9 protein-coding genes are annotated in these 16,735 nt (G+C 58.6%); 3 read left to right on the forward strand and 6 right to left on the reverse strand.

From position 1 onward, the window contains the following. Window positions 1–63: 63 nt before the first annotated feature. The 4 genes from NQ491_RS10440 to NQ491_RS10455 all read right to left on the reverse strand — a co-directional run bounded on the left by NQ491_RS10440 (window position 64) and on the right by NQ491_RS10455 (window position 4,891). Entirely contained in the window at window positions 64–861 is a 798-nt protein-coding gene (locus NQ491_RS10440; protein ID WP_026089601.1) for a 3-keto-disaccharide hydrolase, read from the reverse strand. A 32-nt stretch (window positions 862–893) separates the two neighbouring features. Continuing rightward, complete coding sequence (locus tag NQ491_RS10445) at window positions 894–2,366, reverse strand: Gfo/Idh/MocA family protein (protein ID WP_019245610.1); 1,473 nt, start codon at window positions 2,364–2,366, stop codon at window positions 894–896. A gap of 23 nt (window positions 2,367–2,389) precedes the next feature. Beyond that, the gene (locus tag NQ491_RS10450) at window positions 2,390–3,277 is read right to left on the reverse strand and encodes a sugar phosphate isomerase/epimerase family protein (RefSeq protein WP_026089600.1); all 888 of its coding nucleotides are present in this window, start codon (window positions 3,275–3,277) and stop codon (window positions 2,390–2,392) included. A gap of 246 nt (window positions 3,278–3,523) precedes the next feature. Then, a complete protein-coding gene (locus NQ491_RS10455) occupies window positions 3,524–4,891 on the reverse strand; it encodes a TrpB-like pyridoxal phosphate-dependent enzyme (protein ID WP_019245608.1) in 1,368 nt (455 codons plus the stop codon). A gap of 345 nt (window positions 4,892–5,236) precedes the next feature. Between NQ491_RS10455 and NQ491_RS10460 the strand changes: the two genes are divergently transcribed. Next, window positions 5,237–6,061, forward strand: a complete 825-nt coding sequence (locus NQ491_RS10460; RefSeq protein WP_019245607.1) for an alpha/beta hydrolase — start codon at window positions 5,237–5,239, stop codon at window positions 6,059–6,061. 670 nt (window positions 6,062–6,731) lie between these two features. Then, a complete protein-coding gene (locus NQ491_RS10465; protein WP_147524829.1) occupies window positions 6,732–9,209 on the forward strand; it encodes a fibronectin type III domain-containing protein in 2,478 nt (825 codons plus the stop codon). Window positions 9,210–9,663: 454 nt separating this feature from the next. Here NQ491_RS10465 and NQ491_RS10470 read toward each other — a convergent pair whose 3' ends face one another. Further along, on the reverse strand, window positions 9,664–11,349 hold the full coding sequence (locus NQ491_RS10470; RefSeq protein WP_019245605.1) for a putative transporter: 1,686 nt from the start codon (window positions 11,347–11,349) through the stop codon (window positions 9,664–9,666). A gap of 591 nt (window positions 11,350–11,940) precedes the next feature. Here NQ491_RS10470 and NQ491_RS10475 point away from each other — a divergent pair. Then, complete coding sequence (locus NQ491_RS10475; protein ID WP_147524828.1) at window positions 11,941–15,129, forward strand: glycosyl hydrolase family 2 protein; 3,189 nt, start codon at window positions 11,941–11,943, stop codon at window positions 15,127–15,129. Between the two features lie 637 nt (window positions 15,130–15,766). Here NQ491_RS10475 and NQ491_RS10480 read toward each other — a convergent pair. Next, on the reverse strand, window positions 15,767–16,702 hold the full coding sequence (locus tag NQ491_RS10480; protein ID WP_019245602.1) for a mechanosensitive ion channel family protein: 936 nt from the start codon (window positions 16,700–16,702) through the stop codon (window positions 15,767–15,769). Window positions 16,703–16,735: the final 33 nt, after the last annotated feature.

Raw genomic sequence — 16,735 nt, forward strand, 5'->3', positions numbered from 1 at the left:
CGAGAGAAATCGAAAAAGGAGACGCTCGAAGCGTCTCCTTTTTCATTCATACGGTCCGGACCGTTAGAGTTCCTTGACCCGGATGTTGCGGAACCAGACGTTGTCGCCGTGGTCCTGCAGGCCGATGTAGCCTTCGTGGTTCTCGCCGCCGCAGTTGATCAGCAGGTCGTAGGCTTCGGGCCATTTTTCCTTGCTGAATTTGCTCTTGTCGAGCATCTCTTTCCACTGCGGGGTCCACAAGTGATACTCGAGTACCTGCTCGCCGTTCTGGTAGTGTACGACGGTTCCGTTGTACACCATGATCTTGGCCGTGTTCCACTCTCCGAACGGCTTGGCGTTCTGAGGCTTGGCCGGAATCATATCGTACAGCGAGGCCGACTGGCGGTTGCCGTCTACGCCGAGCTTGGCGTCGGGATGGTTCGCGTTGTCGAGCACCTGATACTCGGGAGCCGATATGAAGATCGGTTGGCCGGGAATCTCCTGTGCCAAATAGAAGACGCCGCTGTTGGCGCCCTTGTCGACCTTGTACTCGAACTCGAGCTCGAAGTTCTTGAACTTCTTGTTCGCGTAGATCAGGTCGCCTCCGTCCTGAGCGCCGGCTTCGCCCATGCCCGAGCCGTTGATCTTGATCGCTCCGTCCTCGACGGTCCATGCGGCCGGCACGCCGGTCTTGTCGTAGCCGCGCCATCCGTCGAGCGTCTTGCCGTCGAAGATGACCGTCCAGCCTTCGTCTTCGGCCGGGGCCTGAGCCTGAGCGGTGGCCGTGCTGTCTGCCGCCGCCTTCTTGTTCGCGTTCGATCCGCAGGAGGCTACCGTGGCGGCCAGCGCCAGGCAACCGAGTGCATACATGATTCGTTTCATTGTTTGATTATTAATTAATTGGTTTTCAGAGATTACTTGGGCATCGCGGGCAGTTCCCAACCTTCGCGGTAGTTGTGACGGATCATCTCGGCGGCGAACTGCTGAGCGTTGATCGGATCCGTGTAACGCTTGTTGAAAGTGGGGTGGCCGTTGTGGATCGTGAAACCGTCCTCGATCATGATGGCGATCTGGTCGCCGGAGCCGATGTTCTTGAAGCGCATGTTGTCGCCGTCCCACAGCAGCTCGCGGTTGAGTCCCTGCAGGCGAACGGCCAGTACGCCCATGACGACCATTTCGTTGAACGGACCGGCTTCGCTGAAGTCCGATGCCGTTTTCACGCGGTTCTTCGCGTCTTCCTTGCAGGCGCGGATCCAGTCCTGTTCGTGGCTGACGGTGATTTCGCGGTTCATCTTCGGCGCGGACGGCTTACGACCCGACACGAGCCAAGGATTCACGCCGTAGCAGCCGCATATCAGCGTGTCTTTCGTTCCATAGAAGATGGCTCCGCCTCCCTGATCGTTCAGCGACCTGCCTTCGGGCATGCCGGCGGGACGAACGGGCGTGATGCCTCCGTCGTACCAGTAGACCTCTACTTCGGGCATGGCGACCTTGCCTTTTTTGGGCCGGGCCGGGAAGACGTACTTCACCATCTGGGCGTTCGGCGCGCAGTCCGTGAGCAGCGCGGTCGAACTGCCCTGAACCTTCGAGGGGTATCCGAGCTGCAGGCCCTTGAATACGGGGTGCAGGATATGACATGCCATGTCGCCCAGCGCGCCGGTACCGAAGTCCCACCAGCCGCGCCAGTTCCACGGAGTGTAGAGCTTGTTGTAGGGGCGCATCGGAGCCGGGCCGACGAACAGATCCCAGTTCAGCGTCTCCGGAATCTCGTCGACCTGCTCGGGGCGCATCAGGCCCTGAGGCCAGATCGGGCGGTCGGTAAACGTATCGACGCGCTTTACTTCGCCGATCTCGCCGTTCCATATCCAGTCGCAGACCTGGCGCACGCCTTCGCCCGAGGCTCCCTGATTGCCCATCTGGGTGGCCACGCCGTACTTTTCGGCCAGCTTCGTCAGCAGGCGCGACTCGTAGACGGTGTGGGTCAGCGGTTTCTGCACGTATACGTGCTTGCCCATCGTGATCGCGTCGGCCGCGATCAGGCAGTGCGTATGGTCGGCCGTGGCGACGAGCACGGCGTCGATATCCTTGCCCATCTCGTCGAGCATCTTGCGGTAGTCCCAGTAGCGCTTGGCGTTCGGGTAGCGGTCGAAAGTGTTCTTGGCATATTTCCAGTCGACGTCGCACAGGGCCACGATATTTTCGGTCTCCATGTTCTGGAGGTTGGCGGCGCCCATGCCGCCGATTCCGACGGCGGCGATATTGAGTTTGTCGCTCGGGGCGGTATGACCCGCGGCCTTGCCGAGCACGGCGCTCGGAACGACGGTCAGTCCGGCCAGACCTACCGCACTTTTACGCAGGAAGTCCCTGCGGGATATTTTTTCAGACATGATGTGATGTTTTGGTTAGGTTTCTACTTGACGAACTTCGATACGTTGAGGTATTCGGCGCTTTTGCGGGCGCAGAGCATGGGCGGAAGCGAGTTGGCCTCGATCTCGACGTAGTACTCTTCGAGTCCCTGCTTGTAGGCCGCCTTGAAGATCGATTCGAAATCGATCGTCTCGCTGGCTCCGATGATATCCACGTCCTTGATGTGCAGCAGCGGGAAGCGGCCGGCGTATTTCTGGATGTAGGCCGACGGATTGACGCCGCCCTTGCTGGCCCAGTATACGTCCAGTTCGAAGAAGACCTTGTCGGGATCGGTGTTTTCGATCATGTAATCCTCGATTACCTGGCCTTCGATCTTATTGAACTCGTGCGAGTGGTTGTGGTAGCCGAAACGCAGCCCGGCCGCGTTCGCGATTTCGCCTATGCGGTTGAAATAGTCGCAATAGTCCTGCAGGTCGGCGAGCGTCGAGCCGACGGGGAAGTAGGGCATGACGATGGTTTTGCCGCCTACGGCCGCCTGGGCGTCGCAAGCCTGTTTCCACCAGTCCATGCAGCCCTGCATGTCGTTCTTGTCGAGATTGCGGGCGATGTGCGCGCCGGTTACCGCGATGCCGAGGTCCTCGGCCATTTTGCGGAACTCGGCCGGCGTGCGGCCGTAGAACTTCCCGTCTCCGTACGAGGCCGTTTCGGCGGTGGAGTATCCCATTTCGGATATTTGCCGGAGCGCCTGCGCCGCATCGGCGCTCATATCGCCGCCGATCGAGTAGAGCTGCAGCCCGATCGATTTCTTCTTGCGCGGAATGCCGTTCTGCTTCGCGCCCTTGGCGGCCGAAGTCTCCGAGAACAGGCTTCCTCCGATCAGCGCCCCTGCCGTGAGGAGCATTGATTTCTTCAGGAATTCCCTTCTGTCCATAGTGGTTAAGTATTATAGTTTAGGTTGTTCCATGCTTCGGCCCGCCTCGGCGATCCGTTCGGGATACTGCGTTCGGCCGGCGTAATGTGTCGTTCGTCTTGTAAAGGTACAAAAAGTTTTCGATCCGAAAACAGAAGTCGGCAAAAAATGCGGCCGTATTTCATAGGAAAAGCCGCAACGGCGGTCTCTGCCGTGAAGCAGAAGCCGTCGTTGTGGCTTGTCTGAAAAAGGAGTGCGGCGCGCCCGCTATCCGATGGCGTCCAGTTCGCCGATGTTCCGCTTGATCTGCTCGTCGCTGAGCGAGTAGTTCACCAGATCGCCCGCCAGGTACTTGTCGTAAGCGGCCATGTCGATCAGGCCGTGTCCCGACAGGTTGAACAGGATGACTTTCGGTTCGCCGCTCTCGGTACACTTGCGGGCCTCGCGGACGGCCGCGGCGATCGCATGGCACGATTCCGGAGCGGGAATAATGCCCTCGGTCTGCGCGAACAGGCAGCCTGCGTCGAAGCTCTCGAGTTGCGGGATATCGACCGCTTCCATCAGCTTGTCCTTGAGCAGTTGAGATACGATCACGCCTGCTCCGTGATACCGCAATCCGCCCGCATGGATGTTGGCGGGCGCGAAGTTATGTCCCAGCGTGAACATCGGCAGCAGCGGCGTATAGCCGGCTTCGTCTCCGAAGTCGTAGCGGAAGACCCCGCGCGTGAGTTTCGGGCAGGAGTCGGGCTCGGCCGCGATGTAGCGCGTCTTTCGGCCTTCCCTGAGCGTGTGGCGCATGAACGGGAACGAGATGCCGCCGAAGTTCGATCCGCCGCCGAAGCAGCCGATGATCAGGTCGGGGTACTCGCCCGCCATTTCCATCTGTTTCTCGGCCTCGAGACCGATGATCGTCTGGTGCAGCGTGACATGGCTCAGCACCGATCCGAGCGTGTACTTGCAGTTCGGCGTGCTCATCGCCAGCTCGATCGCCTCCGAGATCGCCGTGCCGAGCGAGCCCTGATGGTTCGGATGTTCGGTGAGTATTTTGCGTCCGGCTTTGGTCGACATCGACGGCGAGGCGGTCACCTGTGCGCCGAAAGTCTGCATGATCGAGCGCCGGTAGGGTTTCTGCTCGTAACTGATCTTGACCATGTAGACGGCCAGTTCCAGCCCGAACGCCTTGGCGGCGTAGGACAGGGCGGCTCCCCATTGGCCGGCGCCGGTCTCGGTCGTGATGTTCGTGACACCTTGCCGCTTGCAGTAATAGGCTTGAGCGAGGGCCGAGTTCAGCTTGTGCGAGCCGACGGGGCTGACGCTCTCGTTCTTGAAATAGATGTGCGCCGGGGTACCGAGCGCCTTTTCCAGTCCGTAGGCCCTGACCAGCGGCGTGCAGCGGTAGTTCTTGTACTGCTCGCGGACTTCGTCGGGGATGTCGATCCACGGGTCGGTCTGGTTCATCTCCTGATCGGCCAGCGCCTCGGCGAAAATGGGATAGAGATCCGAGGCTTTCAGCGGCTGTTTCGTTGCGGGATTCAGAGGCGGCATCGGCTTGTTGGGCATGTCGGCCATGACGTTGTACCACCGGGTCGGAATCTCCGATTCCGGAAGGATGAAGCGTTTTGTTTTCGTGCTCATTGCTTTACGGATTTTGGTTTATAAATGATCGGATGGAATGCGGACAAAACAAGGGAGGCTGTCGTGGTCGACAGCCTCCCTTGGTATTTCGCAGATTCATATCTGCACATGGCGATGCGACTCACGACTTATCGAGTAGAGAGCGCCACCACCAAAATTTGTTGATTGCAGAATGAGTCATCGTTTTCTTGATTCGTTGCAATGGCAAATATAGTGTAAAATCCCGGATTTGAGCAAGCGCTTCGCGAAAATATTGTTAGTTTTGTTTCCGTTTTCGGGTGCGGAATGGAATTTTGTTGTTTTTAAATGTTTTATATTCAGTGTGAAATGTAAATAATTTGAAGTATGAAAAAGAATCGAATGATCTTGTTGCTGGCGGTCGTTCTGTGGCTGACTTCATCTGTTTCGGCCGCGACGGTCGACCGGATCGCCGTGCGGAGCGAAGCGATGAAAAAGGAGATCCCGGTCGTCGTGATCGTGCCCGACGCGGCGAAGAGCGGAGTCAGAATGCCGGTGCTGTACCTGCTTCACGGATATAGCGGCGATCAGGAAACGTGGCTTAACGTAAAGCCTTCTCTGCCGCAAATGGCCGACCGGGACAGCGTGATCGTCGTTTGTCCCGACGGCGAGAACAGCTGGTACTGGGACAGCCCGAAAGACCCCTCTTCGCGTTTCGAGACCTTCGTCGCGCGCGAGCTGATCGATTACGTGGACGCCCACTATCCGACGCGGGGCGACCGTTCGGGCCGCGCGATTACGGGTCTCAGCATGGGCGGCCACGGCGGGCTGTGGCTTTCGTTCCGCCACAAGGATACGTTCGGCGCCGGCGGATCGACGAGCGGCGGCGTGGATATCCGTCCTTTCCCCGAGAACTGGGAAATGGCCAAACAGCTCGGCGAGGAGGCGACCAACCGCAAGACGTGGGACGACCATACGGTGATGACCCAGTTGGACAGCATATCGAACGGCGATCTGGCGTTGGTGATCGACTGCGGCTATGACGACTTCTTTTTCGACGTGAACAACAAACTGCACGAGGCGCTTCGCGAACGGGGTATCGAGCATGACTACACGGTGCGTCCCGGCGTTCACAACGGACCCTACTGGACCAATTCGATCGATTATCAGTGGCTGTTTTTCAAGAAATTTTTCGACCGTTCGGGGCGGTAGCGTCCGACCGGTATGAAAGAAATCATCCGGTGCCCCTCTGAAGGGGTGCCGGATGTTGTTTTTGGGCCGGAATATTTTTTTCCCGATGTGTCCTGCTCCGTCGTTTGAGATGGCCGGAAGGGTACGCGCTGTACTCGGAAGCTCTTCGTTCGTAATCCGGCTTACGACGAGAAACGGCGGAATTTTTCTCTGCGGTCGCGTTACGATAACCCGGAGCGTTCCGATTCGGGATCGGGATCCGGACAAATCCGTTTCCGTTTTCGGGAGCCGTTCTTCGTTCCGGAATCGGGCCGGCGGACTCTGTTTTTTTATTTTTTGCGAAAAATGTCAAATCGTTTCCGGTACGTCTTTCTTCGGTTACGATTCGGAAGTCGAATCGAACCGGAATGTTTCGATTGTTTTGGTAAATGCCCTAAGTGTTGATTCTGTGCGTATTCGGTTGCTTGTTTTCGGCGGTGATTTATTTCACATATAGAAATTTTTTGTTTAATTTTACCGTAAACGGACCGGAGCAAGGCGATTTTGCTTATACATTATAATAGGTGTTTATACATTTTATACATTCGTTTCGGTTCTTTGCTCGCATTGCCGTGCACGACGTACACGAACTTCAGGTGTGACTGCAAACCCGTCTGCGAAAGCAGACATAACTTCGATAAATGTTTATAATATGAAGAACAGAGTACGTTTTTGTTTATCCGTTTTGGCTGCCGCCTTTTTCGCATGCGGCCTGACTTCCTGCAAGGACGATCCCGAAAATCCGGCGCCCGAGCCGGAAGTGACGTTGACCGCAGGAGCTGCGACCGAGACGTCGGTCAGCTTTACCGTAACGCCCGTCCATGCCGACCGTTGCGCATGGACGTACGGTCTGAAAGGCGATGCTGCGCCCGATGCCGCCGCGATCTTTGCGAACGGGACGGCCGTATCGGCCGATCAGCCTTCCGATGTGACGATTCCGGATCTGACTCCCGGAACTACTTATGTCGCCTATGCCGTGGCAGCCTCGGGGGAGCATGCGGGCGAGGTGGAATCGATCGATCTGCCGACCGTCGCGCTCTCCTACGATGTGGATTATACGGCTCAATACGCCCAGGGCTATTATTACGGAGACAGGATGAGCGCCGGCACGGGTAACTATTATTTCCATTTGTCTCAATTCGAGTATGTTCCGGTCGAGGGACAGGAGGGCGAGTATCCCGATGCTCCGGGAATGGACGTCGTACTCGATCTTTACGGCGCGTTCGCCGATTCGCCCGATCATGCGATTCTCCCCGACGGGGTTTACGAGGTCGATATGCAGAACCCTTACGGCGAGGGTACGGTCGGGACCGAGTATTCTACCTATTATCTGATCGGCGACGATCTGCAACTGGCCGACCAGCAGTCTTTCCGCGACTTGCGTGTGGAAGTGACTACCGAGGACGGTGTGGTCAACGTCGTGGCGATCGGCGAGCTGGAGGACGGCAGGACGCTGCGCGTACGCTACGAGGGCGCTCCGACGGTGTTGAAAAATGGTACGACCGGCTTGGGCGAGAACGTGCAGATCGATGCGATGAATCTGCTTGTCGCTTCCTATTACGGTGACGAGCAGAAGCAGGGAACGGGCAACTATTTCCTCCAGTTCGTTTCCTACGAGGCCGACGGCAGCGGCAAACCGGTCGGCGAAGGAGGGTACAAGCTCAGCCTCGACCTGTACGGAGCCCTCTCCGATGACGACGATCAGGCGATCCTGCCCGACGGCGTGTACGACATCGCTGCCGAGCGCTACTCGGAAGGCTCCTGCTACAATATGTATACGTGGCTTGCCGAGGTCGACGAGAACGGCAATTCGGTAGCCGGAACCGAATTCTCGACCGGAACGGTCACGGTGGCCCGCAACGGCGAGAATTACACGCTGACGGCCAATTTCCGCGCGGAGGACGGATGTGTCGTCGAGGCTAAGTACGAGGGCCCGATCGATTTCGAGAACAAGGTGACCGGTCCGGTGGGCGACCATAAGACGAACTTTATTCAGGGCGAGGTTTCCTATATGGGTTCGACCGATGAGATGAGTACGTTCCGTTTGATGTTATGGGATGGAAACATGCTGGATCGGGATGATGAGAATGACCAATATTTGTTTGAGGAGGAAAGAAGGAACACTATGCTGTTCATCGACCTGTATAGCAAGCCTTGTACGTCCTCGTCGATCAAGCTCGAGCCGGGAACTTACACGGTAAGCTCCGAGGTCGGTCCGATGACGGTCGATCCGGGCCGGTTGAGAACGATCATACCGGGGATTTACGAGGAGTCGGAAGGAACCTATTTTTACCTGACGCAGGCCGACTATCCGGTGGTTACTTCGCAATATAAGGATGGAAATACGGCGCTGATTGACGGCGGTACGATGCGGATCGAGGAAACTGGCTCCGGCAGCGGCTATCGCTTCACGTTCGACTTCACGACCAAAGAGGGCGGCAGCCTGACCGCGACGATGGAAGGCGACTTGGAGTTCTTCAATCGGGCGCCGATCTATTCGACCCTCGAAGATGACTATGTGGTCGATCTGACCGATGCCGAGTGCAAGCTGAACTACTGGGGAAATGTGGGCGATTACGGCGTGTGGATGGTGCAGATCGTGAGCGACAAGATCGGCTCGGACGGCTTCTCGTCGCAGATCGCCTCTCCCCATCTCGACGAGACGGGCATCCCGACCGGAACCTATACGGCAAGCAAGGGAGTCGAGCCGGGCACTTTCCTCCCGGGAGAGTTGAGCAGCAACAATATGGTGAGCGGAACGTGGTACGTCGGAGGATTCAACGGCCAGTCGTATACCGAGCGGGCTCCTGCCGTCGACGGTGAAATCCGGGTTACGAACAACGGAGACGGCACTTATGTGATCGATTTCGAGTGCACCGACGATGCCGAAGTGCCTCATACGTTCTCGGGTAGCTGGTCGGGTACGGCGATTTACGGGAATGCCGGCAATGCCGTCCGCTCGCTGGTTGTCTCCCCGAACGTTCCCGACGAAGCCGGTCGCGCCGCTGTGCGTGCCGCCAAGCTGACCGAAGCCCGTGCCGCCAAACCGGCCGATACGGGTAAGCAGAAGCTGTCGGTCGTTCGCGCGGCGGACAATGCAGGGAAGGCGCTTCGCGCAAGCAAGTATTGATCGCAGCTATTCAGGCCGGTCCGATTCGGATGCGGGCGAACCCGAGGGCGCGGCTCAGGCCGCGCCCTCGCTTGTTTGGCGGATGCCGGCGATCTCCGGGGGAGGGGGCGGATTCTTCGCAGGCTGCGCATAGGGCGGGAACGTGGCTTCCTCTCGGAAATCCGGACGATGGGGTGCGATGTCCCGAAACTCCTGTCCGGTTTGGCAAAAAACGGACAGATTGTCTGCCCGGCTCTTTGTCGGACTCGGTGAAGGGATAAGGGATACGGAAGGGCGCGGCTCAGCAGGGGGCGCCTTTCTTCAGAAAAGGTTCCGGAGTAGGACCGCTCGGCATTCGTTCGACCGGATGTCTTGCCGCCCCGGCGATCCTTCCCTCGAGCGTCAAAAACGCAAAAGCCCGTGCATTACCGAATGCACGGGCTTTTTTGCAAGGCAAAGACTTCCCTTCCTGCGCCTATGCCACGCAGAGTATCAGCATCTGGGCCGTCAGAATCCGCAGAAACATCGTGAGCGGATAAACGGTCGCATAGCCGACCGAAGGCATGTCGTTGCCGGCCGTCTCGTTCGAGTACGCCAGCGCCGGGGGATCGGTCATCGATCCGGCGAACAGTCCCATCAGCGTATAGAAATTCAGCTTGTAGAATTTGCGCGCGACGATACCTACGATCAGCAGCGGGAGAACCGTAATCAGGAAGCCGTAGCCGATCCAATGGTATCCGTTCTCGTACAGCACCGTATGGACGAATCCTTCTCCGGCGCCGAGTCCGACGCAGGCCAGAAACAGGGCGATGCCGATTTCGCGGAGCATCAGGTTCGCGCTCATCGTCGTATAGGTAACCAGCTTGTAGTGCGGACCGAACCGGCTGATCAGGATCGATACGACCAGCGGGCCGCCGGCCAGCCCGAGCTTGACGGGCTGCGGGATGCCGGGAAACGCGATCGGAATGCTGCCCAGCAGCACGCCGAGCACGATGCCGACGAAGATCGGAATCAGGTTCGGCTCGTTGAGCCGCCGCATCGAATTGCCCAGAATTTTCGACACGGCGTTGATCGCCGCTTCGGAGCCGACGACCGTCACGCGGTCGCCCATTTGCAGTTGCAGGTTGTGATTCGGGATCAGGTCGACGCCGGCGCGGTTCACGCGCGTCATATTGACGCCATAGCCGCTGCGCAGTTTCAGTTCGCCGATGTACTTGCCGTTGAGTTTCGACTTGGTGATCATGATTCGGCGCGTGATGAGCTGGTTGTCGAGCTTTTCCCACTCCTGCATTTCCATGTCGATCTTCTCGCCGAGAAAGTCTTCGACCAGCTCCGCGTTATCGGCCGTCGTGACGACCATTACCTTGTCGCCGACGCGGAGCGGAGTCTGCGCGTTGGCGATCTCGATATGCCCGTCGGACCGGAGCACGCGCGAGATGACGAACTGACGGTTTATCAGGCGTTTGATCTGCAGAACGGTTTTGCCGTCGAGAAACTGGTTTTTGACTTCTACCGAAACGCGGACCGCCTGGCGCGAGTTGTCCTCGCGGCTCGAGAGTATCTTATTCTCCTCGTCGAAGCGGATACGGAAGATCCAGCGGATGAAAAGCATCGACAGGATGATGCCGATCACGCCGAGCGGATAGGCTACCGCATAACCCGTCGCGATGTCGGGCGCGTCGATTCCCGTCATGTCAGCATAGGCCTGCTGCGCTGCGCCCAGTCCGGGCGTGTTGGTCACGGCGCCGGAGAGGATACCCACGACGGTCGTGATGTGCAGTCCCGTCGCCAGATGGACGATGTAGGCGGCGATCACGCCCAGAAAGACGATGGCCGTCGCCAGCATGTTCAGCTTCACGCCGCCTTTCTTGAACGAAGAGAAGAAGCTGGGTCCCACTTGCAGGCCGATCGAGTAGACGAACAGAATCAGCCCGAACTCTTTGACGAAATGGACCAGATGCTCGTTGAGCTGCATCCCGAAATGGCTGAACGCGATTCCGACGAAAAGAATCCACGTCACGCCGAGCCGGATGCCGCCGATTTTGAGCTTGCCGAGCGCGATGCCGAGCGCGATCACCAGCGCGAGAATCAGCACCGAGTGGGCGACGCCTCCGCCCCAGAAAGAGCTGTTGCCGAAAAAAAGATTATGAAACCATTCCATATTAAAAAGTGTACCGATCGTTTGTTTCGCTGGTCCGGATTAGAGTCGCTTGCCGGAGGGGCCGGCGTTGCGGATGGCAGGGCCTGCCCCGATTCCGGCTGCGAAGGTACGAAATTATCCGGAACCTGCGGATGCCGGATCGTGCGCGGAGCGCTTTTTTATTAAAAAATCTTAAATATTTGGGGCGCGTCCGTCTCGACTCGGTCCGGACCGGCCGGGCGGCGCTTGCAGGGCGGAAGGACATGGCCTCTGCCGGTTTTGACGCTTCGCGCCATTCGCGTCCGGTACGGCGCTTTTTGCTGCCGGCCGAGCGGGAAGGGGCCAGACGCCTGTCCGGCCGTTCGGGCCGTGCTCGGCGAGGTTCCGGTCGTTTCGGACATGACCGGTTATGGGGTTCCCGCTCCGTGGCTTGGCCGAAGCCTCGCTGTCCGAAAGTGGACCGTGCTCCGTACGGTTGCCGGCCGGATAAAAAAAGTCGTCCCGTCGTGGGAAATCCGGATTAATTTATGCAATTTTGTCATAAGGGGCGTCGTGTCGTTTCGTGAGGGCGGCTCAGGCGGCTCGTTTTGTTTTACCTAAACCAACTGATAGATGAAAAGACTTTTCCTATGGTCGTCCGTTGCGGCCGTCATGTTGTTGGCCGGCTGCGGAAGCAATGGCTCCGAACAGCCGCCGACGCTGTCCGACGATTCGCTTTACGCTACGTTCCGCGATCCCGGCAACGAGTGGCGGGGCAAGCCCTTCTGGTCGTGGAACGGCCGTCTCGAGAAAGACGAGCTGATCCGTCAGCTCCATGTGTTCAAGGAAATGGGCATGGGCGGGGCATTCCTGCACTCGCGCGTCGGCCTGAAGACCGAGTATCTCGGGCCCGAGTGGTTCGATCTGACGAACGCCGTCGTGGACGAGGCCGCACGGCTCGGCATGGAGGCTTACCTGTACGATGAGGACCGTTGGCCGTCGGGCAGCGCCGGGGGCATGGTGACCGTAGATACGTCGTTGCGGATGAAGTATCTTATTTTGGAGACGATGCCCGCCGAGCAGTTCGAGTGGAACGACGAGGGGATCGTTTCGGCTTTCGCCTGCGATCTGAACGGGATCGATTACTCGAACTTGCAGCGCCTGAATCCCGCGTCGAACATGGCCGACTATGCCGGCAAGACGGTGCTCAAGTTCGCGCAGCGGACATGCCCCGAGTCGGACGTGTACAACGGGACGACCTATCTGGACGTTTTCAATCCGAAAGCGACGGAACGGTTCATCGAGCTGACGCACGAACAGTATCGGAAGCACTGCGGCGAGCGGATCGGTACGACGATCGAGGGTATTTTCACCGACGAACCCCACCGGGGCGGTCTGTTCTCGACGTTCGGGGCCGTGTCGACCTATGCCTGTCCTTGGGCGCTGAGCCTGCCGCAGGAGTACGAAAAGATGTTCGGCGGCGATCTGACGGCCGATCTGCCGAAACTGTTCCTGCGCGAGAACGGCGAGCGGGTCAATGACGTGAAGTGGAAGTTCTGCGAACTGACCCAATCGCTTTTCCTGAAGAATTTTGCCAAACCGCAGTACGACTGGTGTACCGAGCACGATATGGCCTACACGGGACATGTGTTGCACGAGAACAACCTGACGAGCCAAGTGACGATGCAGGGTTCGCTGATGCGCTATTACGAGTATATGCACACGCCCGGTATCGACCTGCTGACCGAGAACGACAACGCCTATTGGGTACCCAAGCAGCTTTCCTCGGTTGCCCGCCAGCTGGGGCAGAAATGGCTTCTTTCGGAGATGTACGGGTGTACGGGCTGGCAGTTCGATTTCGAGAATCACAAGGCCGTCGGCGACTGGCAGGCGCTTTTCGGCATCAACCTGCGCTGCCAGCACCTGTCGTGGTATACGATGGAGGGCGAGGCCAAGCGCGACTATCCGGCCAGCATCTTCTTCCAGTCGCCCTGGTGGAAACAGTACAAATATGTCGAGGATTACTTCTCGCGTCTGGGCGTCATGCTGAATCAGGGAGCGCCTGTTTGCGACGTGCTCGTCGTCAATCCGATCGAGAGCGTCTGGAGTCAGGTGTGCGTGCGTTCGTTCAACGGGCTGTCGCCCGCTGCGCCCGAGATCGCCGAGATGGAGGATAAGTATGCCGACCTGTTCCATTGGCTTGCCGGCGAGCGGATCGACTTCGATTACGGCGACGAGGAAATGATGAGCCGTTTGAGCGACGTCGGCCGCGATGCGGAGGGCAATCCGATCTTCCGCGTGGGACAGGCTTCGTATCGCACCGTGCTGGTAGGCAATATGGAGACGATGCGCCGCTCGACGCTCGACGCGCTCGAGAAGTTCGAGAAGGAGGGAGGCCGTGTGATCTTCATGGGCGAGGCGCCTAAGTACGTGGACGTTCAGCCGTCGGAGGAGCCGGCCCTGATGGCGTCCCGCTGCGTGCAGGTTGATTATGAGAAAACTCCGGTCGTCGAAGCCGTGAAACAGGCGATCCGTCCGGTCGTTGAGGTACGTAACGCTGTCGGTGAGAATCTGCCGCTCGTATTCGGTCAGGTTCGACGTGACGACGAGCGCGCGTATGTCGTGCTGATGAATATCGACCGGCATCGGAAATACGACTCGGTCAGCGTCACGCTGCCCTTCGAGGGCGAGATCGCGTTGTGGGACTGCAAGACGGGCGAGGTATGGAAGCAGCCGGCGACCGTATCGGACGGAAAGTCCGTCGTTCTGACCTCCTTCGAGCCGTGCGAGGAGAAGGTCTATACGATTTCGGCCTCGGCTCCCGCTTTCGCTCAAACGGCGCCCGTCTATAGCGTGAGGGAGAAGACGGAGCTGCCCGACTCCTATTCCTATACGCTGAACGAGCCGAATATCTGCGTTCTCGATCTGGCTACATGGCAGATCGGCGACGAGCCGATGCAGCCGCTGACGGAAATACTCAAAATCGACCGGGCCGTCCGGACTCATTTCAACCTGCCTTGGCGCGGGGGCGGCATGCTTCAGCCGTGGTATGCCGAGAAGCATAAGGGGCAGGAATACACCAAGCCGCTCGGGGTGCTGAAGATGAATTTCCCCTTCAGCATGTCGGTCGTTCCGTCCGATTCCGTCTTCCTGTGCCTCGAGACCCCGCAGCGCTTCACGATTCTCGTGAACGGACGGCGGCTTCCGTCGCAGGACGAGCACGGATGGTTCATCGACAACAGCATCCGCCGCGTTTACGTTCCGTCGGATATGTTCCGCCTCGGGGAGAACAGCGTCGAGCTGGTCGGCCATTTCAGCCGCAATCTCGATCTGGAGGCGATCTATCTGACCGGCCGCTTCGGCGTCGATCTGCAAGGCATCCGCAAGACGATTACGCGTCTGCCCGACAAATTGCGCGTGGGCGATATCGTGTCGCAGGGTCTGCCTTTCTACTCGGGGGCCGTCTGCTACCGGATCGACGGCCTGCCGAGCCCGGCCGAAGGCGAGCGCCTGAAGCTGACGATGGATGGTTTCGACGGGGGCTGTCTGGAACTGTTGAACGAAGGCTCGCATCAGATATGCGGATGGGCGCCCTACGAGTTGGATCTCACGCAGGCGGCCCGGAAAGGCGAACCCGCGCTGCTGAACGTCGTACTGACGCGCCGCAACACGTTCGGGCCGCTGCATCAGGTCCCGGCGCTGGTAGGCGCATACGGGCCGGAGAACTGGACGACCGAGGGCAACTCGTTCACGATGGAGCGCTACATGCTGCTCCCGGCCGGTCTGACGCATCGCCCGTCGCTGCTTCTCGAACGGCCGTAGTCGTCCGTTGGGCCCGCGACAGACTTTGAGAATTCGGAGAAGAGATCGGGATCGCGCTGGAAGAGCGCGACGAGACCTTCCCGAAAGTATGGACGCGGTTGACCGCGTGAAAGTACGGTCCGGGAAAGGGTTGCTTACCATAGGTAGGCGACTCTTTCCCGGACCTTGTTTACTGAAGCCGTTTTGGATCCCATGCCAGTCTCCGGTCGGCATAGGGCGGCTGTCCGGGTCTGTCGGGAACCGGGCGTCCGGCAGCGTCGCCGGATGCCCGATGACGGGACGTTTTGAGGCCGGTTCGCCGCCGGTCTTTCGCCGGTCGTTCCATGTGCGATAGCCGGCGGATCGGCGTTCCGGCCATTCGCTCCGGCGGCCGTATAGAATGGCTTTGTACGCAAAGACGATCGTATGCTTCCATGTGCCAAGCGTATTCGCTGCCGAAGTTTTTACGTCCTGCGGTCGCGGTCGGCAACCGCAGGACGCGCATCCGATTAGGCTCTTATCCTGAATTTTCTTCGCCGGAGAGCTTCACATCGGGAAGCCGGAATTTGGAAAACCCGGAGCCGGTACGGGTAAGTATATAATTCGATACGCAAAAAGGATGGTCGAAACCATCCTTTTTGCGTCTGTGACGGGGGCGTTATTCCGTTCGCTTCGGTTCTTCCGGCCTGGTTTCGTCTTTCAGGTGCACGTCCAGTTGGGGGAACGGAATGTTGAGACCGACCTCGGCGAAACGCTTGTACACCCGCTCGTTCATATCGAAGAAAAGGTCCCAATAGTCGCCCGAGGAGACCCATGCCCGGGCGAGGATATTGACCGAGCTGTCGCCCAGACTGTTCAGGGCGACGAACGGGGCAGGACTCTTCAGTACGCGGGGATCGGCCTCGAGCATTTCGAGTATCGTTCTCTTGGCCCGGTCGTAGTCGTCGCCGTATGCGATCCCGAATGTCCAGTCGAGCCGGCGGGTGGCTTCCTTCGAATAGTTGTTGATGATACCCGTCGAAATACTCCCGTTGGGGATCAGGATCGTCTTGTTGTCGGGCGTGTTGATTACGGTGTTGAGCAACTGGATTTCCTTGACCGAGCCGCTCTGTCCCTGTGCCTCGATGAAGTCTCCTACCTTGAATGGCTTGAATATGAGTATCATCACTCCTCCTGCGAAATTTTGCAGCGTTCCGCTCAGGGCCATGCCGACGGCCAGACCGGCCGATGCGAACACTGCGATGAACGAAGTCGTGTCGATGCCCAGTATGCCGATGATGATAATGATCAGAAAGAGCGTCAGCGTGATGTTGACCATGCTCGAAAGGAAGCCTCTCAGCGAGGGGTCCACTTCGCGGCGGGTCATCATGTTGCGCATCGCCCGGCGGATCCAGCGGATGATCCAGCGGCCGACGGCCAGCAGAACCAACGCGATGAGAATGCGCAGGCCGAAGTTGACGATGTCTTTGATCAGCATGCTGATCAGGTCTTGGGCCGACATGTGCGACAGCATGTCGAGTTTCTGCTCGATAACGGCTTTTTTCGTTGTGTCCGCGACGGCCTCGGTCGCGGCGATCAGTTGTAAAATTGTCATGGTTTCGTAGAATGTATTCGTATCGGTTGGGAG

This window comes from Alistipes ihumii AP11 (genome assembly GCF_025144665.1).
Classification (GTDB): domain Bacteria; phylum Bacteroidota; class Bacteroidia; order Bacteroidales; family Rikenellaceae; genus Alistipes_A; species Alistipes_A ihumii.

Excerpts from the sequence above, each read along its gene's own strand:
- NQ491_RS10455 (WP_019245608.1), bottom strand. The coding sequence starts at position 4,891 with ATGAGCACGAAAACAAAACGCTTCATCCTTCCGGAATCGGAGATTCCG.
- NQ491_RS10445 (WP_019245610.1), bottom strand. The coding sequence starts at position 2,366 with ATGTCTGAAAAAATATCCCGCAGGGACTTCCTGCGTAAAAGTGCGGTA.
- NQ491_RS10480 (WP_019245602.1), bottom strand. The coding sequence starts at position 16,702 with ATGACAATTTTACAACTGATCGCCGCGACCGAGGCCGTCGCGGACACA.
- NQ491_RS10465 (WP_147524829.1), top strand. The coding sequence starts at position 6,732 with ATGAAGAACAGAGTACGTTTTTGTTTATCCGTTTTGGCTGCCGCCTTT.
- NQ491_RS10440 (WP_026089601.1), bottom strand. The coding sequence starts at position 861 with ATGAAACGAATCATGTATGCACTCGGTTGCCTGGCGCTGGCCGCCACG.
- NQ491_RS10470 (WP_019245605.1), bottom strand. The coding sequence starts at position 11,349 with ATGGAATGGTTTCATAATCTTTTTTTCGGCAACAGCTCTTTCTGGGGC.
- NQ491_RS10475 (WP_147524828.1), top strand. The coding sequence starts at position 11,941 with ATGAAAAGACTTTTCCTATGGTCGTCCGTTGCGGCCGTCATGTTGTTG.
- NQ491_RS10460 (WP_019245607.1), top strand. The coding sequence starts at position 5,237 with ATGAAAAAGAATCGAATGATCTTGTTGCTGGCGGTCGTTCTGTGGCTG.
- NQ491_RS10450 (WP_026089600.1), bottom strand. The coding sequence starts at position 3,277 with ATGGACAGAAGGGAATTCCTGAAGAAATCAATGCTCCTCACGGCAGGG.